The sequence below is a fragment of the Proteus sp. fly-1013 genome (assembly GCF_040140245.1).
Lineage (GTDB): Bacteria > Pseudomonadota > Gammaproteobacteria > Enterobacterales > Enterobacteriaceae > Proteus > Proteus mirabilis_B.
This window is the reverse complement of the sequence record NZ_JBEEWD010000010.1, coordinates 17,075-40,967: the sequence shown is the minus strand read 5'-3', so window position 1 is coordinate 40,967 and position 23,893 is coordinate 17,075. Positions and strand designations below refer to the sequence as shown.

Annotated in this window: 26 protein-coding genes; 14 read left to right on the top strand and 12 right to left on the bottom strand. The window is 41.0% G+C overall.

The genetic code is table 11. From position 1 onward, the window contains the following. Window positions 1-89: 89 nt before the first annotated feature. From ABN236_RS16995 to ABN236_RS16975, 5 genes are all read left to right on the top strand, one after another. Complete coding sequence (locus ABN236_RS16995) at window positions 90-1,613, top strand: hypothetical protein (protein WP_212400399.1); 1,524 nt, start codon at window positions 90-92, stop codon at window positions 1,611-1,613. A gap of 147 nt (window positions 1,614-1,760) precedes the next feature. Further along, window positions 1,761-2,021, top strand: coding sequence for a vWA domain-containing protein (locus ABN236_RS16990; protein ID WP_099659518.1), 261 nt, complete (start codon window positions 1,761-1,763; stop codon window positions 2,019-2,021). A gap of 236 nt (window positions 2,022-2,257) precedes the next feature. Then, window positions 2,258-3,070, top strand: a complete 813-nt coding sequence (locus ABN236_RS16985) for a hypothetical protein (protein ID WP_109402156.1) — start codon at window positions 2,258-2,260, stop codon at window positions 3,068-3,070. Between the two features lie 31 nt (window positions 3,071-3,101). After that, a complete protein-coding gene (locus ABN236_RS16980; protein WP_153674022.1) occupies window positions 3,102-3,491 on the top strand; it encodes a hypothetical protein in 390 nt (129 codons plus the stop codon). A 133-nt stretch (window positions 3,492-3,624) separates the two neighbouring features. Then, window positions 3,625-4,290: a hypothetical protein gene (locus ABN236_RS16975; protein ID WP_109402154.1), complete on the top strand. Its 666-nt coding sequence runs from the start codon at window positions 3,625-3,627 to the stop codon at window positions 4,288-4,290. 68 nt (window positions 4,291-4,358) lie between these two features. Here the strand turns inward: ABN236_RS16975 and ABN236_RS16970 are convergent, their stop codons facing one another. The 8 genes from ABN236_RS16970 to ABN236_RS16935 form a co-directional block, all read right to left on the bottom strand. Continuing rightward, window positions 4,359-4,715: a hypothetical protein gene (locus ABN236_RS16970; protein WP_109402153.1), complete on the bottom strand. Its 357-nt coding sequence runs from the start codon at window positions 4,713-4,715 to the stop codon at window positions 4,359-4,361. Window positions 4,716-4,717: 2 nt separating this feature from the next. Continuing rightward, a complete protein-coding gene (locus tag ABN236_RS16965; RefSeq protein ID WP_153674023.1) occupies window positions 4,718-5,881 on the bottom strand; it encodes a hypothetical protein in 1,164 nt (387 codons plus the stop codon). Next, entirely contained in the window at window positions 5,874-6,260 is a 387-nt protein-coding gene (locus tag ABN236_RS16960) for a hypothetical protein (protein ID WP_099659513.1), read from the bottom strand. Before ABN236_RS16960 ends, ABN236_RS16965 begins: the two co-directional genes overlap by 8 nt. 497 nt (window positions 6,261-6,757) lie before the next feature. Beyond that, complete coding sequence (locus ABN236_RS16955; RefSeq protein WP_099659512.1) at window positions 6,758-7,729, bottom strand: GlxA family transcriptional regulator; 972 nt, start codon at window positions 7,727-7,729, stop codon at window positions 6,758-6,760. 60 nt (window positions 7,730-7,789) lie between these two features. Next, window positions 7,790-8,191, bottom strand: coding sequence for an ester cyclase (locus tag ABN236_RS16950; protein WP_099659511.1), 402 nt, complete (start codon window positions 8,189-8,191; stop codon window positions 7,790-7,792). Window positions 8,192-8,215: 24 nt separating this feature from the next. After that, entirely contained in the window at window positions 8,216-8,992 is a 777-nt protein-coding gene (locus ABN236_RS16945) for an MBL fold metallo-hydrolase (RefSeq protein WP_099659565.1), read from the bottom strand. Window positions 8,993-9,732: 740 nt separating this feature from the next. Then, the gene (locus ABN236_RS16940) at window positions 9,733-10,956 is read right to left on the bottom strand and encodes a tyrosine-type recombinase/integrase (RefSeq protein ID WP_099659510.1); all 1,224 of its coding nucleotides are present in this window, start codon (window positions 10,954-10,956) and stop codon (window positions 9,733-9,735) included. 171 nt (window positions 10,957-11,127) lie between these two features. Further along, on the bottom strand, window positions 11,128-11,991 hold the full coding sequence (locus tag ABN236_RS16935; RefSeq protein WP_075673259.1) for a YicC/YloC family endoribonuclease: 864 nt from the start codon (window positions 11,989-11,991) through the stop codon (window positions 11,128-11,130). Window positions 11,992-12,116: 125 nt separating this feature from the next. Here ABN236_RS16935 and rph point away from each other — a divergent pair, with 125 nt between their 5' ends. Then, on the top strand, window positions 12,117-12,833 hold the full coding sequence (gene rph / locus ABN236_RS16930; protein WP_069366895.1) for a ribonuclease PH: 717 nt from the start codon (window positions 12,117-12,119) through the stop codon (window positions 12,831-12,833). Window positions 12,834-12,913: 80 nt separating this feature from the next. After that, window positions 12,914-13,558: an orotate phosphoribosyltransferase gene (gene pyrE, locus ABN236_RS16925; RefSeq protein WP_088494131.1), complete on the top strand. Its 645-nt coding sequence runs from the start codon at window positions 12,914-12,916 to the stop codon at window positions 13,556-13,558. A gap of 308 nt (window positions 13,559-13,866) precedes the next feature. Here the strand turns inward: pyrE and slmA are convergent, their stop codons facing one another. The 3 genes from slmA to coaBC form a co-directional block, all read right to left on the bottom strand. Then, entirely contained in the window at window positions 13,867-14,469 is a 603-nt protein-coding gene (gene slmA / locus ABN236_RS16920; RefSeq protein ID WP_075673256.1) for a nucleoid occlusion factor SlmA, read from the bottom strand. Between the two features lie 112 nt (window positions 14,470-14,581). Next, on the bottom strand, window positions 14,582-15,040 hold the full coding sequence (gene dut / locus ABN236_RS16915) for a dUTP diphosphatase (RefSeq protein ID WP_088494130.1): 459 nt from the start codon (window positions 15,038-15,040) through the stop codon (window positions 14,582-14,584). Then, the gene (gene coaBC / locus ABN236_RS16910; RefSeq protein WP_194951544.1) at window positions 15,024-16,235 is read right to left on the bottom strand and encodes a bifunctional phosphopantothenoylcysteine decarboxylase/phosphopantothenate--cysteine ligase CoaBC; all 1,212 of its coding nucleotides are present in this window, start codon (window positions 16,233-16,235) and stop codon (window positions 15,024-15,026) included. The genes dut and coaBC overlap by 17 nt, the downstream gene beginning before the upstream one ends. 302 nt (window positions 16,236-16,537) lie before the next feature. On the opposite strand from coaBC, the gene radC reads away from it, so the two are divergent. From radC to ABN236_RS16875, 7 genes are all read left to right on the top strand, one after another. Continuing rightward, a complete protein-coding gene (gene radC, locus ABN236_RS16905; protein ID WP_088494128.1) occupies window positions 16,538-17,209 on the top strand; it encodes a RadC family protein in 672 nt (223 codons plus the stop codon). 247 nt (window positions 17,210-17,456) lie between these two features. Next, complete coding sequence (gene rpmB, locus ABN236_RS16900) at window positions 17,457-17,693, top strand: 50S ribosomal protein L28 (RefSeq protein ID WP_036914542.1); 237 nt, start codon at window positions 17,457-17,459, stop codon at window positions 17,691-17,693. Window positions 17,694-17,704: 11 nt separating this feature from the next. Next, window positions 17,705-17,872 (top strand): 50S ribosomal protein L33, encoded by a 168-nt coding sequence (gene rpmG, locus ABN236_RS16895; protein WP_006534250.1) that lies wholly within the window; start codon window positions 17,705-17,707, stop codon window positions 17,870-17,872. A gap of 148 nt (window positions 17,873-18,020) precedes the next feature. After that, a complete protein-coding gene (locus ABN236_RS16890; RefSeq protein ID WP_349474467.1) occupies window positions 18,021-19,148 on the top strand; it encodes a glycosyltransferase family 4 protein in 1,128 nt (375 codons plus the stop codon). 138 nt (window positions 19,149-19,286) lie between these two features. Then, window positions 19,287-20,288: a glycosyltransferase family 9 protein gene (locus tag ABN236_RS16885; protein ID WP_349474466.1), complete on the top strand. Its 1,002-nt coding sequence runs from the start codon at window positions 19,287-19,289 to the stop codon at window positions 20,286-20,288. Between the two features lie 3 nt (window positions 20,289-20,291). Beyond that, on the top strand, window positions 20,292-21,395 hold the full coding sequence (locus tag ABN236_RS16880) for a glycosyltransferase family 4 protein (protein ID WP_349474465.1): 1,104 nt from the start codon (window positions 20,292-20,294) through the stop codon (window positions 21,393-21,395). Further along, the gene (locus tag ABN236_RS16875; RefSeq protein ID WP_349474505.1) at window positions 21,395-22,564 is read left to right on the top strand and encodes a glycosyltransferase family 4 protein; all 1,170 of its coding nucleotides are present in this window, start codon (window positions 21,395-21,397) and stop codon (window positions 22,562-22,564) included. The genes ABN236_RS16880 and ABN236_RS16875 overlap by 1 nt, the downstream gene beginning before the upstream one ends. A gap of 1 nt (window position 22,565) precedes the next feature. Here ABN236_RS16875 and rfaL read toward each other — a convergent pair whose 3' ends face one another. Then, entirely contained in the window at window positions 22,566-23,834 is a 1,269-nt protein-coding gene (gene rfaL, locus ABN236_RS16870; protein WP_349474464.1) for an O-antigen ligase RfaL, read from the bottom strand. Window positions 23,835-23,893: the final 59 nt, after the last annotated feature.

Sequence of the window (23,893 nt, the reverse complement as noted above, 5' to 3'; positions counted from 1 at the left end):
TTGTCCAAAAAGGGCAGTTTGGCGTACTAGCTAGACTGCCCTTTTATTTAAAAATGGAATGGATACAGAACCAAAAGGGAGATCTAAAAGTGAAAGTTCTTTTTACGTCAATCGTTGTAATGACTGCACTGGCAGGTTGCTCCGCGACCATGCCTAACATCGCCGGCAAGACTAAGACAGATACGTCGGTCCAAAAAACTGAAAAAACAGAGCCTGACATCCAGGCGGCACTAACCGACATGAAACTCGTTGGATTCAGACAGGAAGACTTCGGCAGTGAGGAGGCATTCAACTCAGCAGCTAAGATGGTGGCAAATTTAGGTGCCGAGTGGCAAACCTTCAATTCTTGGACCGAGGCGTTGCTAGAGCCCGGTTATCAATCAGCAGCCCTGGAGCGCATTCGTACAGCCAACGATGAGCGACGCCAAATAGAAAGGAAGGTGAATTTTTCAAAAATAGATCGCTATTCCGACGAAGCAGATAAGGCCATGGAGTACGGATTCCATGATTGCTTCAATGATTCTGGTCAAATGTTCTCAGTAGATGATTTCATCAGCCATTATGCGCTTACCAATGTTGCCTCTTTCAAAAGCACGGTTGAGCTTTATGAGCGTTGTCTAATTAACGGAGGTAGTGAGTGTACGGAGAACGGTCAGGAACTGAGCTTGGATAAATTCTTGGTGAACCACAATACAGCCGCTCCACAAGCGCGTAAGGATCTAGCCTTTAATGAATATTACGAATACTGTGCAGTGCGGACTCCTGTTTCATCTGTTCAATACACTATCTCGGCTCATGATAATGATGTGATGGGCAGCCTTATTGCGGCAGCGGCGTCGCGGGTTGGTTGGGATAGTGCGCTTAAAATGTCTCGTGATGTGTTAAACATGCAATCCAGATCTGGAGCAATGAATATGATTGCTGCCAACTTCTATAATTATCAACGAACTGGCTACTTTGATGCGTTTGATATCAGACCGTTCGCAATTGGGCGCTCCAGTGTCATCTCCGTAATGCACGTGGGTGGTATGTGTGCAGCGTTTGGTACAGGTAGTAGCAGCCAGGATAGTGACATCGAAATTGATGAGCTCGCTATCGCGCTGGGAGCTAAACCTCGTCAAACGAATGGGGGTTACCACTGTTTGAAATGGACAGACGGTAACTGGAAACGTGTTGCTGATTACATTGCTGGCGAAAGCGAGGGTCTTCGTGGGTTTATGTCGGTGTACTCTCCTGCATTCAACAACTATCAGGTGCCGTATTGGAGCTATCCCGGTCCGTACCAGCACAACTCAACTATTCAGACTCAACTCCAGAAAAAAGGAAGTGGTATTGCAAGTTACACAGAGAAAGTCATGGAGCGGGAAACCTGCTCTACATATGCGGCAGGCCATTCAGGACTCGCAACGTGGTCTTATCCTGCCTGTGATTACCTAGAAAAGGCAAGCGAGTCAATGAAGGCCAAGGAAAAAATGATGCAAGCCGCAGGTCGGTTTGATGCCTACATATGCAGCAGATCAGAGGCTGTGAATGGTTATGGAAAACCGGATCTGTCACGTTGTCCCACTGTCTTTTCTCGCGAACAGATAGAAGCTGGCGAACACAAACGCTAGATCATCGAATTCAACTTCTCCACTCATTCTTTTAGGGGCTCAGGCCCCTTTCTTTTTTGTCCAAATTGGGCACTTTGGCGTGCCATCTAAAGCTTGCTCACCTGAGAAAATATTAGCTCAAAGAGAGTAGAGATAAATGAGGACACTATGGCGGCAGAGATTCAATTGAACGGACTGGTACTTCCAATAAATGATGCTCACATTCATCAAAGACGAGGCGTAACCGCTGCAAGAGCAGCGTCTGGTGAACCTCTTCATTTCACTGTATTGAAGTGTCTCGATGGTCGATACACGAAAACATATTGTGGACTTGCCAGAGTCGATAACACCGATGACTTTTTGAAGATCATGGAGTGGGGAGATCACTTCGAACCTATTGCTTCTTGGTATCAAGGCGGCACTCAATGATTACCAGTATTTTCAGAAAAATCTTCAGAAGAGAGCCCAAGCCTGATCTGTACTCTCAACTATCTAACCTTGTGGCTGAAATTCGGAATTATCAGGCTGAGATCGAGCGCTTTCATGCAGATATAGAGGCGTCAGCTAGCCACTTTGAACACATTACCGAGCCCAATAATTTCATTAGCGCAGAGTGGGTTAATGGAAATCTACATGTAAAACATCGTCATTAAGAGGTAACTGGAATGGAATTGAACGAAAAAGCGAAAGTTGCGGCGCTCTATCAAGAACTTAGCAAAGCTGATGTCTCTGACCCTAACAAGTTGGTTGGACAGCTTGAATCGGCGGCTAAGTCAATTGTGCAAAGTATGAATAGTCATCCTATTAAAGATGAGCAGATTAAAACTAGCGTTTTTGATCATGCTCACATGAATGAGCAGTATCGACAGCTATCTGAGCAGCAGATGAAAATTGTTGATTCTGTCCAGTTGCTAATGAAGCAGGTTGAAAGCATGGGGCTCGATAAACCAACTCAAGATAACTGGCTATCTAAAACGCTTTCTAACTATCAAAGAGGTTATCTGGAGAACGATATTTTCACTGAAGCAGCAGGAGCCATGGTGTGGATGGCTGCAAAGGCTATCCAGAAAATCTTTTTTGAGTCAGATAACGCTAAGCAGCAACAAGCTGCCCAGGAGCTAAAAAAAGATATTGGGAAAATGACAAAGGCGCTAGGTGTTGAGTTATCCCGCCTTCGACTAGAGGTCAAAACAGAACAGCGGCATGAACTGATGTCAGATGCGATAAGCAATGCCAAACGGTTGGAACAAAGCGGCCAACAGAAGGAGGCTGATAAGCTGATAGTTAGTACCTATAACAAGCTATCTCATTCTGCCAAGAAAGAGTACAGCCAATATCAACCTCGCCCAGAACATCAAAAATCCATATCCCAGGCTCAATCGAGAGAAAAAGAACGCCAAGCTGCATCGTCAATTCAGCACCAGCAACACAGTGAAAAAAGAATCGACCGCGACAAAAACCAGTCAATTGGTCGTTGAGAATTACATTCAAGAAAATGAGGAAACTGAAATGAAAAAAGCAATCTTAGCAGTGGCTACCGCATCTATGCTCTCTTTGGCTGGGTGTGCGACAAAGCCTGGAATTAACGACGCTTCACTTATGGTTTTTAAGTTCCCAGCAAGTGGTGACACTATTAATGTTACTTACAAGATTGAGCATGGAAAAGACTGTCTTATTACCATGGCGCTCGGCCCTCAAAGTAATGAAGAGAAATATATGGCTGCTCTTGATATGGAATCTCGACATTGCCTGGAGGATGTAACCGGAGAGAGCCAAGTGGGATTACATCTGGACCTCTCTGATGTTCGTTACAATAATCCGGCTGTGATTAATTATAGCTTGACAGGGCCAAGCCCATTAGAGGAACTTGTAGCGCTCAAACCGGATAAGGCAAAATAATAATCATTCCCATCCCACTTTAAAAAGGCAGATTAACCTGCCTTTTTTGTCATTTATGGTGGCTTAAAATTTATCCGGCTTTGGTGTATGTTCGAGTAAAGGTGCTTCTAATGACCATAATATGAGGATTGCCGTGCCAAAGAACTATAGATCTAAGGTAAGCAAAGCAGTTGCTTACAAAAAGCTGCAAGGTGTTTTAGAAAGGCTAAATGATTGGAATGAGCTTTACTCTTCCTACTATGAAATAGAAGAGGCTGCATTAGTCGGCAGTTTGGCTAGAGGTGGTGAAAAATTTGGTGATATAGATGTGTGCTTAAAAATAAGGCGCAGCCAGCAGTTTAGTTACAGTGATTGTAAAAACGACTACATAAAATGGCGGGAGCAAGTTTTAGGGTATAAACCACCTGCTCCGTATTCATCAGCAGAACGATGTATGTTTGAAACGGATGTTAGCCGGTTTATTAAAAGTAGTGATGGACGAATTGAAATGTTGCGCTGGGACCAGTTCGAGCCAATATGCTTAACCTTACAGCCATTTATAAAATTAGTAGAAAATGGCCGCGTGATCGTTGCCAATGTTGAAGAGTTGGAAACTCATAGAATAACTTTCACCGCAGAACAAGCTCTGGATATAGTAAAGAGTGGTGTGCCAGAAAATCCAAGAGGAACAGAAGGCATATACTGGGAGTCTTACTGTGCTGCACTTAAGCTATATCCTGCGTTTATAAGAGACGCAATATTAGAGCGGGACGCATACTGTGCCGCATATCGTTCATTTACTGAAAAGAATGAAACATAGATAAAATTGGAAGGCCACATTCCGTTTACTACTACATATAGGCAGAAGGTAAGAATGTGGCTTTTGATTTAATTTTTATCAGCTTCCTTTAACGCTTTTCTCATCTCTGCTAAGTCTCCTTTGAGGTCATCCATTGACTCACCGTTATCCGCTTCCAATTGAGAGCGAAGTTTTTTGAGCTGTTTTATTCGCTCGTTTCGTTCAGCATTTTCCGACGAGAGAAGGGCCTTATCATGCTGGTTGGGTAGATCAAACTCAGCCCAGGCCTTGGAGAAGTCACGATGAAACTCTTCCGAGCGAATTTGTTGTTGAACTTCATGTGTTTTTTGTTGGATAAGAACTTCCTGCCTACCAGTTAAGGCAAAGTAGATCACGATGGCTGTTATTGGGCAGGCAATGATGATGCCATACAGTACAGATTTCATTTTTAATTACCCCCTTTTATGCCTGGCTGAGACACTGTGAAGCTTGCCTCCGTGGAATTGCTGAGATTGGATGCTTCCTCAGTTTGTAAGCGCTCGGAAGTTCTCATTGAAAGATTACGGGACTTGGATGAGCGGTTGTCGGTACTTGCATAATGAGCATTAGACGTTGATGCTTCTTTTGAGTTAGTTCTGGTAGTCGATAATGAAAAAAGAGTGTCGTGATTTAATGATGTCTCCAACTCCCATGACTCTCCAAAGAGTGAGTTTCCTCGGCCAAAGACAGTGAACTCGCCGATTGAAGCTGACAGATTTTTTGGATCAGCAGAAAAAGAGCCACAAGACCATTCGTATTTTCCTTCATACTGATACCCTCGTGTAGATGGCACTACACAGTTCCTTCCAAATTGTCTATCTACTATCTTCAAGGCCTTTTCTGGTAAGTCATTACGTATGAGCTGTTTACTCATTGCCTTGGCAAGCGCCATTTTTATCGCTGACTTGCCACTTCCGTTGACCGAAATCCCGCTTGATATTTCATCCAGCGTTGCTTCTGCTACAAGTCCGTAGACTGCCCAGCAAACCCCTTCTTTTTTCAGTCGTTCAGATGGAACTCTTATGGATGAAGGCATGCCAGTGGTCGCCCAGTTGAAAGCTGCCTGCTGCAACTCAACTTGGCATTGTCCCAGTGTTTTTTCTTTGTTCCAGGCCATGCAGGCCTGCACGCTTGTAACTAGGGGTTTGGGTTCTAGCTCTGGAAATTGTGGCGCTTGTGGGTTTGTAATGAGCGAACAATTTCTGATGAGGTTTGCTGTTTTCCCTCTTATAGATTTGCCTTTTTCGACATAGGCAAATAGCTCTATGAGAATAGAAAGTGGTGCTGTTTTTACTGAAAGACGGCGAGCATTTTGATATTGCTGCCTAGATGATGCTTCGCTTGCATGTCGAGCTGACGTGGAAGTCGTGTCTCTTTTTTCCTCACCTTTTCTTGCTTCCTCTCCCTTTTGGCGTTGTAACTCCATGCTTGTCTCATCGTTCAACGTGGTTTCTTTTTGGGTGCGCTTTTCCTGTGAGGATTTTTGGCCCACAGTGGCGCTTTCTTGAGCAAGTGTAATGTTTGAGTATGCAATTAATGTAAAGGCCAGCAAACTCAATGACTTTTTAATCATGTTGAAAAGCCTCCTTGAGCAAGGTGATTTGTGAGATGCTATTGATGCTCGGCTCTACCAGCCAAGCGTATCTGTACCTTTGAATGCTTTTACAGAGCGCAACTATGTACTGATCTGCGTCCTGGGGTTCTGAATGGATTTCCCCATCTTCTTCTGCGGCCATAAAATCAGAAAAATCATCAAAGGCTGCTTTGCTTAAATACTCAGCCAAATGAGTAGCATCGTCAGAACTTTTGCACAGCAAAACCTCCGGCCAGAGCAGGTCACCATCTGGCCCCCGATTGCCGGGCTGATCGGGCGGATCTAACCTGACGACCCAAACTTCTTTTAACTCATGTGCTACAGCTAGGTTGAGTAGTTCAATACCATTTAGCTTCATAAAAATAACTCCGTGCTTAGTGAACGGAGTCATTATCCCGCTGATAATTGCCGAGATTGGCACGTCAAACTGCCCGATTTGGACAAATGTGTTGTCTGTAGAGTCAGAAGAAAATTTCCAAGTTTTGACCTAGATTGGTGTTGCTGGTTGAACGTATATAAATGAATTTAAAAAGATATTTATGTTTCGTTACATGTCACGAATGTAAAGTGTGACATGTAACACCGCTGCCAGTTGTGGGAGAGGAATAAAGTTTCACACTAAACAGCCAAGTAACCCGGATCGAACTGTTTGTGATTAAACGTGATAAAAAATAAAAATTCATACTACTTACTTCTACCCATTTCGAATCGAGCAACCACGAAGTATTAAAGTATCATACTCGTTGTACCTCACTTCGGGACATAAATGAGCTACGCTGACCTCCCTAATAATCGGAATTGACATGAGGAAATGTATGGCAAACCTTAGTTGTAGTTGGGGCGCTGAATATTTATCTAAGGCTGTTGGTGGAACGTTTTTCTCCATCGGTTAGGTGTCACCTCATAACGCTCTTTAAATTTATCTCTGAAAATGAGAACTGAGCTAAACCCTGTTTTTGCGACAATCTGTTCGATAGATAAGTCTGTAGACTCAAGTAGATCCTGAGCCAAGTTTAGTCGTTCAGCCGTCAGCCATTCTACAAATGACATACCTGTAGCTCTATTAAATTTTCTCGTAAAGGTTCGGCGGGTCATCATCACCGAATCTGCTAGCTCATCCAGTGAATATTTTTGATTGATATTACGCCTGATATCGTCCATTAATGCATTGATACGTGAATCAGATGTCGTCACGGGTATAGGTTGATCTATAAACTGAGCTTGTCCGCCATCTCTGTATGGAGGCACAACCATTCTTCTTGCTACTCGGTTCGCAATCGTGCTGCTGTAGTATTTTCGGAAAACATACAGACAGCAATCTATACCAGCGGCAGTACCTGCTGAGGTGATCACCCCACTATCTTCAACATATAAGGCATTCGTATCGAGCGAAACTTCTGGAAAGCGTCGACTAAAATCCTGTTCTAATTCCCAGTGTGTCGCAGCTCGTTTTCCCGCTAATAAGCCAGCATAAGCGAGAACATAACCACCAAGACATAAACCGACAACCAATGCGCCTCGGGCATGAGCGCGACAGAGAGCATTGAGCAGGTTTTCATTAGGGCGTTCATCAATTGTTCTCCAATAAGGGACAACGATAATGTCGCAAGACTCTAAGAAATCCAACTGTGTCTCGGTATGAATTTCCATACCGATATCAGATAAAATCGGTCCTTGCTCTCCTGCGACAAATTTAAGTTCGAAAAAAGTTTCATTTAGGGTATCTCGCCCAAACACAATGCTCGGAACAGAAATATGAAACGGACTAAAGTGATTAAAGACGACAACTGCAACTGAGGGAATTGTATGGTTTTCAGCGAGGTTCATTGGGCGTTTCCAAAGTAAAATGCACAGAGCAATATCAATCACTCTGTGCCGTTATCAACTCTAACTCTGTAGTTGCTTCATAATATCAACTTCATTGAAGTGCGCTCGTTTTTCGATTATTTTGCCGTCTTTAATCGTTAGCTGCATCATCAATGAAAAGCGAACCTTCTTACCTGTTGGCTGCAAATTATGCATAGGTGCCGAATGAACGCCTTCAAATATCATATAACAAGCAACTTTATCATCATGAGCGAAGATGTCATGTATACGGAAAATAAAACCAGGAAAGCCGTCCATATTTCCCTTTTCTTGAGCAAGGAACCCGTCGATATCTAATGGCGTATCTACCTGTGAGTAAAACGTGAATTGCTCATGGCACATTGAAGCCACAGCATCGTAATCATTATCCTCTATAGCCCTATAGAAAGACTTCACTAACTCAATATTTGTCTCAGACGTCATTACCAGCCTACTCCTAACATCTGACTAAAGTGTTACTGTTTCACCATCTTCTGGAACAAACACAAAATCGCTAATCATATTTGAAGCTGCGTATTCGCGCATTTCTTGAGTAGTCACCAATACATGGTTAACCGCGCCCATATGAGTCGCAACGATTTTCGCTGTGGGTAGTACTTGGTGTGTTTTTAGTACATCTTCTTTACCCATAATAATAGGACCAAAGCCCAGTACATGCGCCCAGCCCGTATTGAGAATAACGACACCAGGTTGTTCTTTTTTCATGGTTTCTTCTACACTTGGAATCCAAATCGTATCACCAACCACATATAACTTTTCTTCATCGGCATGGGAAAAAATCACGCCTGTCACTTCACCCAAAATTTCAGCCATTTGATCATGTTGGAACGCTGCATCAGAGCCATGCTGGCAGACGGTACGTGTAAATGAAATACCATGATAATCAGTTTCTTCAGAGAAGATTTTAACGTTGGTAAAACCTTGTGATAGAAGAATAGCTTCATCACCTTCGTGCTGTACAAAAATCAATTTATCTTTAGGGATCGCATTCACTGCTGTTTCATCCCAGTGGTCTGGATGAGTATGAGTTAGCAGAACTGCGTCCACATTGATGATGCTTTCAAGAGGCAGAGGCAATTCAACGGTTGGATTGCGTAAGTGTGAATTTGCGGTTCCTTCAAATCCTGGGTAAGTGCCTTTTGGCGCTAACATTGGGTCAATAAGGAATGTTTTACCTGCATAGTCAATGATTTGTGTTGCATTGCGAATTTGTGTGATTTTCATAATTGTGCTCCAGTATTGCTGTGTTTTGCTGTAATGGAGTCATTTTATGCAATAGCATAGACGCTCAAAAGTGGCTTAAAGGACATATAAGGATGCTATTGGGACAAAAATTATCCTTGGTATTCGTTGCTATTAGATAAATTGAGGGAAACTAATAGAAACCACTTTAATGATCGTTAACTTACTTAGCACACAAAGGGGCATTTTCGATTTAGGAATGGCAGCGAATCGACTGAGTACGCTGCCATTTTAGTATGAGACTCTATTACTCTCCCACACCAGTGACATATGTGGGAACGTTGCACGTTTAAGCCTTGGGTATATTGGTTGGCTGCACGATTAACGCTTAAACCTATGGGGCGGTTGCAAGGATGAGCTATTTTTAACCGCTGTTTTCGGCTATTAGTGCGATTTTGATGGTGCTTTTCGGTTCGTTAGAACCTGTTCAACGTGATCTTTTAGTTATGTGGGATTGTTGCACGGATATTTCTCGAATATGTGGGGCGGCTGCACGTTTAGTCTGCGTAGAGCATTTTTGAAGTTTCCCAGCTAAAATCGGATGAAAATACTTGGAGATAATAAAAATATGCGTGATGTTCAAACCATCGAAGACCTCGAAATATTGGCATTTAGGCTTCTGCTGGAACAAGCTGAGCGAGATATAGCTTGTTCCAGGACTGTTTCTTCAAAGGAACTCAGGAAAAGTTTGTCCCAATTAGCCATAAATGATGGAGGGCCTATCAATCCAGTTGAATGAGAGGTGTAACTAGATCGGCAACTTTCTGGTGAGCAACTTTTCGTTCTTTGAAGTACTCATACCGATCGTATATACCGTCAACTCCTCCCTGCCTGTGATTGATGCACAACCGAGCGACGTGATTTGGTGTTCCTACTGATGCAGCGAGACTCCTGAATGTTCGCCGTAAGTCATGTACTGTAAAATGCTCGATATCACCCATTACGTTGGGGGGCTGAATCTTCCTCCCAGCTTCTCGTCCAAATAACTTTGAGATTGCGCTATTCAGGGTATCAGGTCCCATATGTAACAGATTGCTTCGGCGTCTGGCAGGAAAAACGTAATCAGAGCCCATCGATCTTACTTTGAGCTCACTAAGCCATGTCATTGCCTGAGTTGGTAAAGGGATAGAAATAGCTATTCCAGTTTTCACCCGCGATTCGGGGATGTGCCACACAGATTCTGTCATGTCAAATTCCCACCAAGGAGCTTCACATAGTTCACTCTTCCTGTTACCTAGTACCAAAAAGAGGCAGCACAGCAAATAGTTATCTCTACCAAAGCTATTTAGATGGCTTCGAAATACTTTAAAGACTTTCTCGATTTCATCCAGATCTAATGCCCGTTTACAACTGTTTTCAAGGCCTCCAGCATCGTTTATTGTGAAAGGTGCAGCGGGATTATTGGCGGTTAATCCAAGCTTTAAAGCGTGCTTGAAAAGCTGCTTCATATAACCCAGAGTGTCATTGGCAATGGTTAGACGGCCGCTATCCCTAACTCTTTGAATTATCTCTCGAACATCCAGAGCTGTGACGTCCTGAATTTTGAATTCGCCAATGACTGGCTTAATTTCCTTTCTATATATTCGAGCTGGAATGTTGGGATGCTTTAGCCTTGGCGCTAAATCGTTTTTATACCAATCCTCAAATAAATCATCGACCGATATGATACCAGTCCACTTTTGACGCTGTTTTGCAATGAGGGGATCTACGCCTTGCCTTAAGTCACGTTTAAACACTTCGGCTTCTGATCTTGCATCGGCCAACGACATATCAGGGTACTGACCCAGAGTCATTTGTTTTCGTTTGCCATTTCCACTATATCGAAGGGCCCAATAGGGCGCTCCCGAGTCTGGAACGACAAAGTAGAGTCCTTTTCCGTCGGATTTTCTTGTCGGCTCTCCTGATTTTGCAAGTGACGCCACCTGCTTTGCGGTCATTGATGCCATTGTGTCTCCTAATACTCACCATTTGATGCAAGTATAGCGAGGCATTACTCACCAGTTAACTCACCACTTAGATGAAACAGATTGAAACGTACAAGAACAGAGTGAAAATAAAAAGCCCTGATAAATCAGGGCTTTGATTAATATCGGAAAGCTTTGGAAAACAAGAGAAAATTATTCAATGTTCTGGATCTGCTCGCGCATTTGTTCAATTAAAACTTTTAATTCAATGGCTGAATTAGTGACTTCAGTATTAATTGATTTCGATGCTAATGTATTGGATTCACGGTTAAATTCTTGCATCATAAAATCAAGACGACGACCTACCGCCTCTTTTTTCACAAGAATTTTGCGTGTTTCTTTAACGTGGGCTTCTAATCTATCAAGCTCTTCAGCAACATCTAAACGTTGCGCTAACATCACTAACTCTTGTTCTAAACGATTATTATCAATTTGGACTTGAGCTTCTTCTAATTTGCTCGTTAAACGTTCACGTTGCCATTGTAAAACTTCAGGCATCTGTGCTCTCACCTTAACAACTTCTTCGCAAACAGCATCTAAACGCTGTTCAATAAGTACTTTCAGTGATTGTCCTTCAGCTTCACGGCTGGCAATAAAGGCATCAATAGCTAAATCTAATTCAGCTAAAAGCTCAGTACCAATGGCATCTAAATCTTGTTCTTGTGCGGAAATAACACCCGGCCAACGTAAAATATCAAATGGGCTGATAGTTCCTTCATGGCTGTGACTTTTTACCCAGTTGGCAGAAACAATCAGTTGTTTTGCTAAATTTTCATCAAGATTAAGTTCACCTTGAAAGCGAGCATTAAGATCAAAACGTAAGTTACATTCAATTTTACCGCGCGTTAAGCGATTACGTAGACGTTCACGAATAACAGGCTCTAAACTACGTAATTGCTCAGGTAAACGAATATAAGTTTCAAGGTAGCGTTGGTTTACGGAACGTAGTTCCCATGCAGCGCTACCCCAGTCTTTTTTGATGTCTCGGCGAGCAAAAGCGGTCATGCTACGGATCATAATAGGGTCTCAATAGTGTAAAAGATGATACGATTATAACCCTAGGCATCGATACAGGATAGGCATAAGCCATTTTAGGTCGTATAATGCGCCCCCAATATGTCAGAGAAAGCGGAGATAACACCATGCGTCCAGCAGACAGACAAGCAGACCAAGTACGTCCTATTACCATCACTCGTCATTATACAAAACACGCTGAGGGTTCTGTATTAGTCGAATTTGGTGATACTAAAGTCTTGTGTAACGCCACTGTAGAAGAGGGTGTACCTCGTTTTCTTAAAGGACAAGGGCAAGGTTGGGTAACCGCAGAATACGGTATGCTTCCTCGTGCCACAAATAGTCGTAATGCACGTGAAGCGGCTCGCGGTAAACAAACCGGCCGTACTATGGAAATTCAACGCTTAATTGCACGTTCATTACGTGCCGCTGTTGATTTAAAAGCATTAGGTGAATTTACGATCACTGTTGATTGTGACGTTATTCAAGCTGATGGTGGTACACGTACTGCCTCTATCTCTGGTGCTTGCGTCGCATTAGTTGATGCTTTAAATAAAATGGTTGAAGAAGGTAAACTGAAAAAGAGCCCTCTTAAATCAATGGTCGCTGCGGTATCTGTAGGGATTGTTGATGGTGAACCATTATGCGATCTTGAATATGTTGAAGATTCTGCCGCAGAAACGGATATGAATGTGGTGATGATTGATGATGGTCGTATGATTGAAGTTCAAGGTACGGCAGAAGGTGCACCATTTAGTCACGAAGAATTACTTGCTTTACTCGCCCTTGCAAAGGGGGGGTTAGAGAAAATATTTGAAGCGCAAAAAGAGGCGCTTAAGCAATAAATTATATTTTTAAGGCGACTGAGAAGTCGCCTTTTTTATGCCTAAAATTTGTCATCAAGTAACGTAGAGAGGAGAAAGAAATGAAAGCCTACCAACGCCGCTTTATCGAACTAGCATTAGCAAAAAATGTCCTGAAATTTGGTGAGTTCACACTGAAATCAGGAAGGGTGAGTCCTTACTTTTTTAATGCCGGTTTATTTAATACAGGGCGTGATTTGGCTTTACTGGGGCAGTTCTATGCGCAAACATTATTAGATAATAATGTGTCTTGTGATGTGTTGTTTGGACCCGCTTATAAGGGGATACCTATTGCAACCACAACGGCAGTCGCATTGGTTGAACATCATGATATCGATATTCCTTACTGTTTTAATCGCAAAGAGGCTAAAGATCATGGTGAAGGAGGAACATTAGTAGGAAGCCCATTGAAAGGTAATGTTGTGATTGTCGATGATGTCATTACAGCTGGTACCGCAATTCGTGAATCAATGGAAATCATAAAACAGCATGATGCAACGCTTTCTGCTGTGTTATTAAGTTTGGATAGACAAGAGAAAGGGCGAGAAGAACTTTCTGCAATACAAGAGTTAAAACGTGACTATCAATGCCAAGTGTATTCGATTATTACCTTGGATGATTTAATTAGTTACCTAAGTGAGAATGAAACACTGTCTGAGCATTTACCTGCGGTTAAAGCTTATCGTGAGCGCTATGGCGTGAATTAATAAAGTGAATACGCGATAAACGAGTTGGTCGATTAGAGATAAAAAAAAGCCCTCGCCCAATTATGGGCGGGGTGAGTAGTACAATGAATCTTCTGCGACAATTATCACAGATATTGAAATATAAAAAGGACTTTTACAGCAGGGGCAAAGCGAGTCGCTAATGCCACAATGTAGGAACTGCACGAATGCCATTCCTGATAAATACATTTAGGTAACTGTGTACCCGAGGACGCATGTTAACACAAATAAGAAAAAAACGGCATATCTGTAAATTTCAAATTGTTGAGTTAAATCACGAGTCCATCATTTCATTGTAACTGTGCCAAAATTAATGGCCAACGCGCTTCAAATTCTTGAGTAGGTTGATAGCGAAATTCTGTGCGTACAAAGCGCGCTAACATACCTTCACAAAAAGCGAGTAGTTGTGAAGCAAGTAATGCTTCATCATGCAAGAATGCACTACCTTCACGAATTTTACGCTCTTTAATGACTTGTCGTAGTTGAACCTCAATACGCTCGTAAAGCTGATTTATTCGCCCTTGCAATCTGTCTTGTTCAAACATTAATGCATGACCAGTCAAAATACGAGATAGCCCCGGGTTTTTCTCAGCAAAACCGAGGATCAAGATAAGAATTAAGCGAATTCTTGCAACAGCCTCTTTCTCGTCTTTTAAAATCAAATTAATACGGGAAACTAAGCTATCTTCAATAAACTCAATCAAGCTATCAAACATTTTTGTTTTACTTGGAAAATGTCGATAGAGCGCAGCTTCAGATACACCAACCGTGGCGGCAAGCTTTGCCGTTGTGATACGCTGACTGCCATCACTTGATTCCAACATTTGGGCAAGTGACTGTAAGATTTCATCCCGTCTATTTCTTTTCTTTTTGGTTTCTTTTTCTTCTGCCATGACTGATAAGGCCCCTGCTAAAAGCAAAACAAATCAGTAAACCTTTGCACTAAGGTTTTTAGTGCAAAGGGAGTGATATCGTCATTGATATAATTAATGCAAGACGTCGTTATTATTGGCGGCCGGAGTGACCAAAGCCACCGCTACCGCGTTCCGTTGCGGTAAAATCTTCAACAATATTAAATTCAGCTTGAACTACGGGTACGATAATCATTTGAGCAATACGCTCACCCGGTTCGATGGTAAACGCTGTTTGACCACGATTCCAAACCGATACCATCAGTTGACCTTGGTAGTCAGAATCAATTAGTCCAACTAAATTACCCAATACAACACCGTGTTTATGACCTAAACCTGAACGAGGAAGTACCATTGCTGCTAATCCTTCATCGGCAATATGTACAGCAAGACCTGTAGGTAATAATTCGGTTTGCCCTGGTTCAAGAACTAATGGTGTATCAAGGCAAGCACGTAAATCTAAACCAGCAGAGCCTGTCGTGGCATAAGCAGGAAGTGGATATTCTTGACCAATACGTGCATCAAGGATTTTAACATCAATTTTTTTCATCATAATGTTTGGCTATCTCGTCAAGTAGGCGATGGCTAAGTTGTGCTTTACTACTGTGTGGTAAGCGCGTTTCTCCATTAGCCCAAATAAGGTGTAATGCATTGTTGTCACTGTTAAAGCCTTGATTTTCTATTGAAACATCATTGGCACAGATTAAATCGAGCTGCTTTTGTTCGCGTTTTTTGCGGGCATATTCTTCCACATTCTGGGTTTCGGCTGCAAATCCAACAACAAAAGGACGGTGTTCAACCATTTTTCCGACACTCGCGACAATGTCGGGGTTTTTTACCATAGTGATGGTGACTTCATCACCTTGTTTTTTTATTTTTTCAGCCGCGATAAGTTTAGCGCGGTAATCAGCAACAGCCGCACAACCAATAAAAATATCTTGCGAAGGTGCGATTAACATCACTTGTTCATACATTTCTTGTGCGCTTTCAACGTCAATACGTTTAACACAAGCGGGTGTCGGTAATGTGACAGGCCCTGCGATAAGTGTAACATCAGCTCCGCGTAATGCGGCTGCTTGTGCAATCGCAAATCCCATTTTTCCTGAGCTATGATTACTGATAAAACGCACTGGATCTAAGGCTTCACGAGTTGGACCTGCGGTTATCGTGATTTTTTTACCTGCAAAATCTTGTGGCTGTAAAGCAAGTTGTTTTTCAGCTAATGCGACAAGTGCTAAAGGATCCAACATTCGTCCCGGTCCTACATCACCACAAGCTTGACTACCAGAGTCAGGTCCCCAAATTAAACAGCCACGTTGCTCTAAAGCTGATAAATTTTCTTGTGTAATCGTGGCTCTGTACATTTGTTGATTCATTGCTGGCGCAATAGCGATAGGTGCGTTACTCGCTAAACAGAGTGTGGTAAGTAAATCATTTGCCATACCCACTCGTAAACGTGCAATAAGATCGGCAGTAGCGGGTGCAAGTAGAATTAAATCAGCCCATTTACCTAATTCAATATGCCCCATAGCGGCTTCTGCTGCTGGATCAAGCAAATCATCCGCAACAGGAAAACCAGAAACAGCTTGTAGTGACAAAGGTGTCACAAATGCATGAGCTGCGGGTGTCATTACAACTCGCACAATTGCACCTTTCTCACGTAAACGGCGTACAAGTTCAGGTGCTTTATAGGCCGCAATACCACCACTGATACCAAGAATAATCTTTTTGTCGTGAAGTGTAGTCATGATGAAATGCCTAAGTACATAAATAATTGCCCGTAATTTTACCACAAGGTCATCGTGAATTCGGAATTCTATGTAACTTCATGTTTTATAGATTAAATTTTTGCGATTCATCTCGCATAAATTTGATATGTGTCTTTTTTATACAAGATTAGCAGTTTATAGTAAATTAACTGTATAAAACAACAGTTGTTTTGTGATTAGCATTTAATGATGAGTGATGCTTCACCTAAATCCTAATGCTTATGTAAATGAATAAAATAGATCATTAATACCACTGCCTTTGCTTACTAAGGAGCCCATGGATGGAAAATCAATCGGTTAGTGAACTTTTACCTAGAGAAAAATTATTACTTTATGGCGTTGAATCACTCACCGATATTGAGTTATTAGCACTCTTTTTACGCACCGGTACTTATGAAAAATCGGTATTAGAATTGGCAGCTTTTTTACTTAAAGAGTGCGGTTCTCTTTATCATGTTATTAATGCTGATTATGAAACTTTAGGGCGTTTTAAAGGCGTTGGTGTGGGAAAGTTTACCCAGCTACAAGCGATTAATGAAATGGCACAACGCTTTTCTACAACACAATTTATGTATAAAAATGTATTATCTTCTTCAGAAGATACAAAGCATTACTTACAAAAATTATTGCATTGGCGAGACAGAGAAGTGTTTGTGGTACTGTTTCTTGATAATCAAAATCAATTGATTGCATTCGAAGAGATGTTTAAAGGAACAATTAACAGAGTAGAGGTTCATCCTAGAGAAATTGTCCGTCAATCAATAAAAAAGAATGCAACATCCATCATTCTTGCTCATAATCACCCTTCTGGTGTTTGCGAACCAAGTCTCGCAGATAAAGAAATAACGGAAAAAATTTTTACTGCTTGCCAATTAGTGGGTGTAAATGTACTCGATCACCTTGTGATAGGGCATGATAATTGTGTTTCTTTCGCAGAACGGGGTTGGTTGTAGCAAATATTTTTGTAATTATTGTCAATCTTTATTTGTACGGGTCTTGAGCGTTGAGGCCATTGGGCGTATACTACGCCACCTTTGAGGATCTTGGGTTTGGCGAGAAGAGCCTATCTCAGCAAGTTTTTTCTGAGGTGTTTACACAGTTTTTCAATCGTTAAAAGTTGCTGAGATGGGCTCCAAAGCCTGACGAGGCGGTCAAACCTGATATTAAAGCTCGAGCTGATTAGATTTTTGGAGAATAGACATGTCCCGAGTCTGCCAAGTTACCGGCAAGCGTCCTGTGAGTGGAAACAACCGCTCTCACGCATTAAACGCGACTAAACGCCGTTTTCTGCCAAACCTGCACTCTCACCGTTTCTGGGTTGAGTCTGAGAAACGTTTCGTAACTCTGCGTGTATCTGCTAAAGGTATGCGTGTGATTGATAAGAAAGGCATCGAATCTGTATTAGCAGATTTACGTGCCCGTGGTGAGAAGTTCTAAGGAGCTGAAAAATGGCTAAAGGTATTCGCGAGAAAATTAAACTCGTTTCTTCTGCTGGTACAGGTCACTTCTATACCACTACGAAGAACAAACGCACTATGCCAGAAAAACTGGAAATGAAAAAATTCGATCCAGTTGTTCGTCAACATGTGCTTTATAAAGAAGCTAAAATTAAATAATTTTAGTTTTCTTAAAAAACCCGACCTTAGTGTCGGGTTTTTTGTTATCTGGAGTCTGCTAAGTATAACAAAGTAAAGCTATTGTGATCTTAGCTTACTCTTTAGTTATACTATGGCTCTTTTTAAACATCAGGTAAATGGATTGCGGATGAGTAAGTCAGTATTATCAATATTACATACAGAATCATCTTGTGGGTGGGGTGGTCAGGAAATCCGTATACTGACGGAATCTCAAGGTATGATCCGCAGAGGGCACCGAGTTGCATTAGTGTGCTGCCCTACATCCAAAATTGCCAAAGCTGCCCCTGATTATGGTATTGAGGTTTTCACATTACCCATTGAGAAAAAACGCGGTTCAGCATTAAAAGCACTTCGCCAATGGCTGAAATTACATCATCACCAATTTGATGTTATCAATACTCATAGCTCAACCGATGCATGGTTAGTTGCCGCTTCTTGTGCCACATTACGTCATTCTCCTGTGGTTGTTCGAACTCGACATGTTTCTACGGATGTTTCACGCTCATTACCAACTCGATGGCTCTATCTTTCGTCTAGTGCCCATGTTGTGACAACAGGTGAGAAATTACGCCAGACTCTCCATCAGCATAATAAATTTCCATTAGAAAAAATGACATCAGTGCCTACAGGAATTGATCTGCAACGTTTTTTTCCACAAGACAAACAACAAGCTAGAGAAAAAATTGGAATACCGAATAAACCGACATTAGGTATTGTTGCAACTATGCGAGTGTGGAAAGGACATAAATACTTAGTAGAAGCATGGAAATCATTACATCAGCAGTTTCCTGATTGGCAATTAATTTTTGTTGGTGATGGACCTCAACGTAAAAATTTAGAACCGATGGTTAAAGAGGCAGGATTAGAGCAAAGTATCTTCTTCCTTGGTAATCGTAATGATGTGCCTGATTGTTTAAATGCAATGGATCTCTTTGCGTTACCTTCTTTTGGTAATGAAGGTGTGCCACAAGGTATTATGCAGGCAATGGCGTGTGGTTTGCCCGTTGTATCGACTACAGTTGGCGCGATTAGCGAAGCCGTTATTGACGGTAAAACAGGATTTACATTAGCACCACAAATACAAGAAATATTCACGAGTCATTTAGCTAAATTAATGAGCTCAGCTGAATTACGTGAACAGATGGGAAAAGCCGCGCTTGAACACGCTGTTTCACGATTTGGTTTGGATAATATGTTAGATAAGATGGAAAGGATCTTTATTCAGGCAATTAACGATAAAAATAAATCAGTATGATTAATGTTGATAATAAAGTCGTGAAACGATTATCTCTATTATCAACTTGGTGTATTCATCTTATTGATGAATATTTGTAATACTTTTTAGTGTATAGTCTGAGAAGTAAATGTATCATTTAAGCCAAATAAAAAGCACATGGATCCAAAAAATATATTGGTTATAGCGGTAGCACGTTTTGGTGATACATTACTTATCACTCCCGTTATTCATGCCTTAAAACAGCGTTGGCCCAATGCTCATATTCATGTATTTGCACATAAGCGTAGTGCATGTATTCTTGAGCATAATCCTGATATTAAAAGTATTAGACATTTTTCTAAAAAACGCGCTGTTTGGTCAGGTTGGTTACCTAATAAGCCTTATGATTTGGCTTTGGTATACGGTAATGATTGTGAATTAGTGAACTATGCTCGTCGCCAATCTCATCATACCGTTGCTTTTGCTGATATATCTGAGCAGCAAGGCAATACAACTTGGGTTGCTCGCCCCAAGTCACCAATGGTTGCACAAAAAGAGCGCGCCTTATTAATTAATGCATTAGGGATTTATCCGAGTTGTTGGCAATTACGTTACTTTATCTGTGAGGAAGAGGTGACTTTTGCACAACGATTTTTAAAAGATAATTCATTAATTAATAAGAATATTATTGGTTTTCAGTTACAAAGCTTTCCTGCTAAATCCTATCGAGATTGGCCAGTGGAGAACTTTCTGCAATTAGCAAAGCAGATTATTTCCCATGACGCGAGTACGTATTTTTTGCTATTAGGTGGTAAGGAAAGTGCGCAATTATCTATTGATTTAGCGAAAAAAATAGGTGAAGAGCGATGTTTAGCCTTAGCAGGGCGTGTTTCGATGCGTCAAAATGCGGCGATTATGGCAAATTTATCACTTTATGTTGGTGTTGATACCGGCCCTACACATTTAGCCGGTGCTTTAGATATCCCGATGGTGGCGCTATATCATAGCTATCATCCTGGGTGCTATTTAGCCCCTATACAACATTCTTGTTGTCAGGTTATCCAACACCCTACACCATTAGAAAAAGCACGCCGTGAAGATAATATGGCTGAAATCTCTGTTGAGAATGTGTGGAATGCAGTGAGTAATATCATGAATGGAATGAAGGTGAAAAAGTAATCCATGAAGATCGGTATAATTGATGTCACAATCACCATGTCTTATGGCGGGATCCAAACAGCGGTTTGGGAACTGGCTAAGCAATTGCATGATGCTGGGCATGAAGTTCATCTTTATGGCGGCAATGGCGAGATCCGACACAATCTGGCAGGACGCCAAATACAAATTCACACTTACCCTTATACACCACGAGATAAAGTTATCGATCTCGGTGGACGTTTTCGTCGTATTGTTGAGCGTTACTCTTTTGCACGACACGCTAAAAAAGATGTTATCAGTCAAAATTTTGATTGGGTTATTTTAACGAAGCCTTTTGACTTTTTTTGGCCTTCAATGATGCCTAAATCATCCTCAACGCGTTTTTGCTATATGAGTGGGGGAACCAGTTTTTTCAAAGGTGATCGCTGGTTAGGTAAAAAGATTTCAGCATGGGTGGCATGTAGCCATTTTAATGCTTGGCAAATTCAACATCATTTTAAGCAATTCCCTAGTGTGATTTATAATGGTGTGGATATTGAAAAATTTAGACCTATGACTACCTCGTTACGTGAGCAATTAGGGGTCAATGAATCTACTTTTTTACTCTCATTTGCAGGGCGATTAGTGGGTTGGAAAGGCTTGAGTGTCGTCATCGATGCCATAGAGCAGTTAAAAGGTGAGGATGTTAAACTCTTGATTATCGGTGCGGGTGATGATCTTGAGCGATTAAAAAAGAAAGCGATTTCTAAAGGTGTTGCAGAGCAAGTCATTTTTCATCAGCCTGTCGAGCATAACGTATTACCTGAATTTTATGCAGCAAGTGACGTGGGTATTTTCCCAAGTACTGGAGATGAAGCCTTCGGTATTACGATTGCCGAAGCGATGGCATGTGCAAAACCGGTGATTGCGAGCCATATCGGCGGTATTCCTGAAGTTGTGGGTAATGAAGGTACCGCAGGGCTTTTAGTCGCACCAGGTAGTGCAGATGAAATTGTGATAGCGATTAATCATCTTCGTGGATTACCAGACCGAGGTAAGGCGATGGGAGAGCTGGCGCGTGTCCGTATAGAAACACGTTATACTTGGCAACATTCTGCGCAACGTTTATTACAGGCATTGGCGTCATAATTATGAAAATTGCCTATCTTGATCCTTACCCAGTGCCTGACTTACGTGTGGCTTCATTACAAATTTTACAAAATGTGGATGCATTTGCTCGAGCAGGCGCTCAAGTGACATTAGTCACACCTAAAGGACAATATCGAGATAGTGATATATTAGGTCGTTCAATTCATACTAATGCGAGTTTAGTTTCTTTAAGAGATATTCGCCGTAAATGGTATTTTCCATTTAATTCACAAAAACTTTTCTCATTACAGATTACTCGCTGGGTAAAGCAAAATAACGTTGATGCGTTGTTTACCCGTAATTTAAAACTAGCTTGTTATCTTTGTGAAAATTACCCAGAAATTCCTCTCTTTTTTGAGAGTCATGAAATTTTCGCTCAATCTTTTGCAGAATCTCATTCATTTGAGAAAAAAAAGAATCGTGCCAAATATCATAAGCTATTAAAAATGGAAAAGTTAGTTTATAGCCGAGCGACGGGTATTTTTGTTCTTACTTCATTATTAAGAGATGATATTGTTTCACAGTATCAAGTCACTACGCCAATAACAGTGGTTCCTGATGGGGTTGATTTACATGCTGTGGCTGACTATCAGGTCAAACCGTTAATTACTGAGAAAAACTTTACTGAAGTGTTGTATTTAGGGAGCTTGCATAAATGGAAAGGTATTCCAACCATGATGCGAGCGATGAAATACCTTGATAATGCAAGACTTAATATTGCGGGTGGTACACCAGAACAGATTGAAGGATTAACTTTATTAGCTCAAGAAATGGATGTAAAAGATAAAGTGAATTTCTTGGGATTTATTGATCCAAAAAAACGCTTTGAAGCAATTGGCCAACATGATATCTGTGTACTTCCGCTTACGTTAACTAGCATTGGAAGTCGTTACACCTCACCACTTAAGTTATTTGAATATATGGCTATGGAAAAACCGGTGGTGATTTCAGATTTCCCTTCCATCCGTGATGTTGTAGATGAGAAAGCGGTAAGCTTTGCTGATAGTGGCGACGCGCAGAGTTTTGCAAAACAGATAATACAGCTAAGAGAAAAGCCGCAACGGGCTAAAGAAAAAACAACTCATGCCCGTTCTCTTGTTGAAAACTATTACAACTGGGATAAACGGGCAGAGACTATATTAAAAACAATAGAGAAGTTAATTAAGTAACCTATTGTTGTTTTTCTGATGGTGTGACTGATTGATTATTGAGTAAAGCGTGACGCAATGCCAACATTAATCCCACCAAAATACCCACCTGATTAATATACGCATTTTCAAATAACCCTCGTAGTACATAAACCCCTAAGAAGGACATCAGTAATACCAGAGCAGCTTGACGAATAATCCCTTGGTTTTTTCTTATTAGCTGGATACCTTGGGCAATCATAGAAGAGCAAAAATAAAGAATACCAAATAATCCTAAAATACCACCTGCAAACCAAAAGGCTAAAAAGATATTGTGGGGGCCAATGGATTTTTTAAACTTCCAATTAGGGTAATCTTTAACTTTTTCATTATAGACGTCATGGTAAAGCTGATTACCATAGCCATAGCCCGTAAAAGGGTTTTCTAGAATGAGATTAATTGCCGAATCGTATGTGCCATTAATGAAACGATCACCACTATCAATCTGTGTTAATTTATATTGTAATCTGGATGGTTTTCGTTTATCTAAGGGAGTCTCCGGTATTATTTGTATAATTACAAAAAGTAAGATAATACTGATAAAAACACCTATAGTCGTAAGTATCCATTGGCGGTTGATCAATAATATTAAAAAAGAAACAATTAACAGAGATATCCATGCACTTCTAGCTAAAGTGCCTAACATAAGTAATAAACAGGCTACCCCAAAAAAATATAGTAAACTTTGCTTTATAAATTGGTGTTTATTTAATATTAGAAAGGTAAGAATAATAGGATAAAAAAAGAGTAAAGCATAAGATATTTCTCTGTGAAACTTATGGCTTTTAGACTCAAAGGGAATAATACCTCTCTGATATTCCAAATAATACTGCACCAACTCTTTAGCCATAATCACTAGTAACCCAATCACAAAAGCCACCATCACCATCTTTGCTATATCGGTAGGTTTCTCTTTATACAATACAATTGGAAAGGTAATAGCAAAAAGCAGTAGCCCATTGAGTATCGGCTTATTAATCTCTTTTATACTGATACTGGGCTCAACCGAAATCACAATGGAATAACCAATCACCAGCAATAAAAATAGCAGTGAGAATGACAGATTATTTTTAAATATCTTACAGATAGTCTTAAAATCACGCACCAAATACCACAGCGCTGTTGCACCAATTAATCCCATCACAATATTTTTATAACGGGTGATATCCGGTAAGTAGATCAATATAATGTAAAGCCCAATAATGGATAAGTTCCAGAGGGATTTTTTACTATAGTCTTTAAACAACATCATAATAATCTGCTATCGTCCTTTCTACTTTTAGGGAAGCTGATCATACAATAAAAATGATG

Coding starts and splice junctions, on each gene's coding strand:
- ABN236_RS16990 (WP_099659518.1), top strand. CDS start 1,761: ATGGCGGCAGAGATTCAATTGAACGGACTGGTACTTCCAATAAATGAT.
- ABN236_RS16985 (WP_109402156.1), top strand. CDS start 2,258: ATGGAATTGAACGAAAAAGCGAAAGTTGCGGCGCTCTATCAAGAACTT.
- ABN236_RS16980 (WP_153674022.1), top strand. CDS start 3,102: ATGAAAAAAGCAATCTTAGCAGTGGCTACCGCATCTATGCTCTCTTTG.
- ABN236_RS16970 (WP_109402153.1), bottom strand. CDS start 4,715: ATGAAATCTGTACTGTATGGCATCATCATTGCCTGCCCAATAACAGCC.
- ABN236_RS16965 (WP_153674023.1), bottom strand. CDS start 5,881: ATGATTAAAAAGTCATTGAGTTTGCTGGCCTTTACATTAATTGCATAC.
- ABN236_RS16960 (WP_099659513.1), bottom strand. CDS start 6,260: ATGAAGCTAAATGGTATTGAACTACTCAACCTAGCTGTAGCACATGAG.
- ABN236_RS16955 (WP_099659512.1), bottom strand. CDS start 7,729: ATGAACCTCGCTGAAAACCATACAATTCCCTCAGTTGCAGTTGTCGTC.
- ABN236_RS16950 (WP_099659511.1), bottom strand. CDS start 8,191: ATGACGTCTGAGACAAATATTGAGTTAGTGAAGTCTTTCTATAGGGCT.
- ABN236_RS16945 (WP_099659565.1), bottom strand. CDS start 8,992: ATGAAAATCACACAAATTCGCAATGCAACACAAATCATTGACTATGCA.
- ABN236_RS16940 (WP_099659510.1), bottom strand. CDS start 10,956: ATGGCATCAATGACCGCAAAGCAGGTGGCGTCACTTGCAAAATCAGGA.
- ABN236_RS16935 (WP_075673259.1), bottom strand. CDS start 11,991: ATGATCCGTAGCATGACCGCTTTTGCTCGCCGAGACATCAAAAAAGAC.
- rph (WP_069366895.1), top strand. CDS start 12,117: ATGCGTCCAGCAGACAGACAAGCAGACCAAGTACGTCCTATTACCATC.
- pyrE (WP_088494131.1), top strand. CDS start 12,914: ATGAAAGCCTACCAACGCCGCTTTATCGAACTAGCATTAGCAAAAAAT.
- slmA (WP_075673256.1), bottom strand. CDS start 14,469: ATGGCAGAAGAAAAAGAAACCAAAAAGAAAAGAAATAGACGGGATGAA.
- dut (WP_088494130.1), bottom strand. CDS start 15,040: ATGATGAAAAAAATTGATGTTAAAATCCTTGATGCACGTATTGGTCAA.
- coaBC (WP_194951544.1), bottom strand. CDS start 16,235: ATGACTACACTTCACGACAAAAAGATTATTCTTGGTATCAGTGGTGGT.
- radC (WP_088494128.1), top strand. CDS start 16,538: ATGGAAAATCAATCGGTTAGTGAACTTTTACCTAGAGAAAAATTATTA.
- rpmB (WP_036914542.1), top strand. CDS start 17,457: ATGTCCCGAGTCTGCCAAGTTACCGGCAAGCGTCCTGTGAGTGGAAAC.
- rpmG (WP_006534250.1), top strand. CDS start 17,705: ATGGCTAAAGGTATTCGCGAGAAAATTAAACTCGTTTCTTCTGCTGGT.
- ABN236_RS16890 (WP_349474467.1), top strand. CDS start 18,021: ATGAGTAAGTCAGTATTATCAATATTACATACAGAATCATCTTGTGGG.
- ABN236_RS16885 (WP_349474466.1), top strand. CDS start 19,287: ATGGATCCAAAAAATATATTGGTTATAGCGGTAGCACGTTTTGGTGAT.
- ABN236_RS16880 (WP_349474465.1), top strand. CDS start 20,292: ATGAAGATCGGTATAATTGATGTCACAATCACCATGTCTTATGGCGGG.
- rfaL (WP_349474464.1), bottom strand. CDS start 23,834: ATGATGTTGTTTAAAGACTATAGTAAAAAATCCCTCTGGAACTTATCC.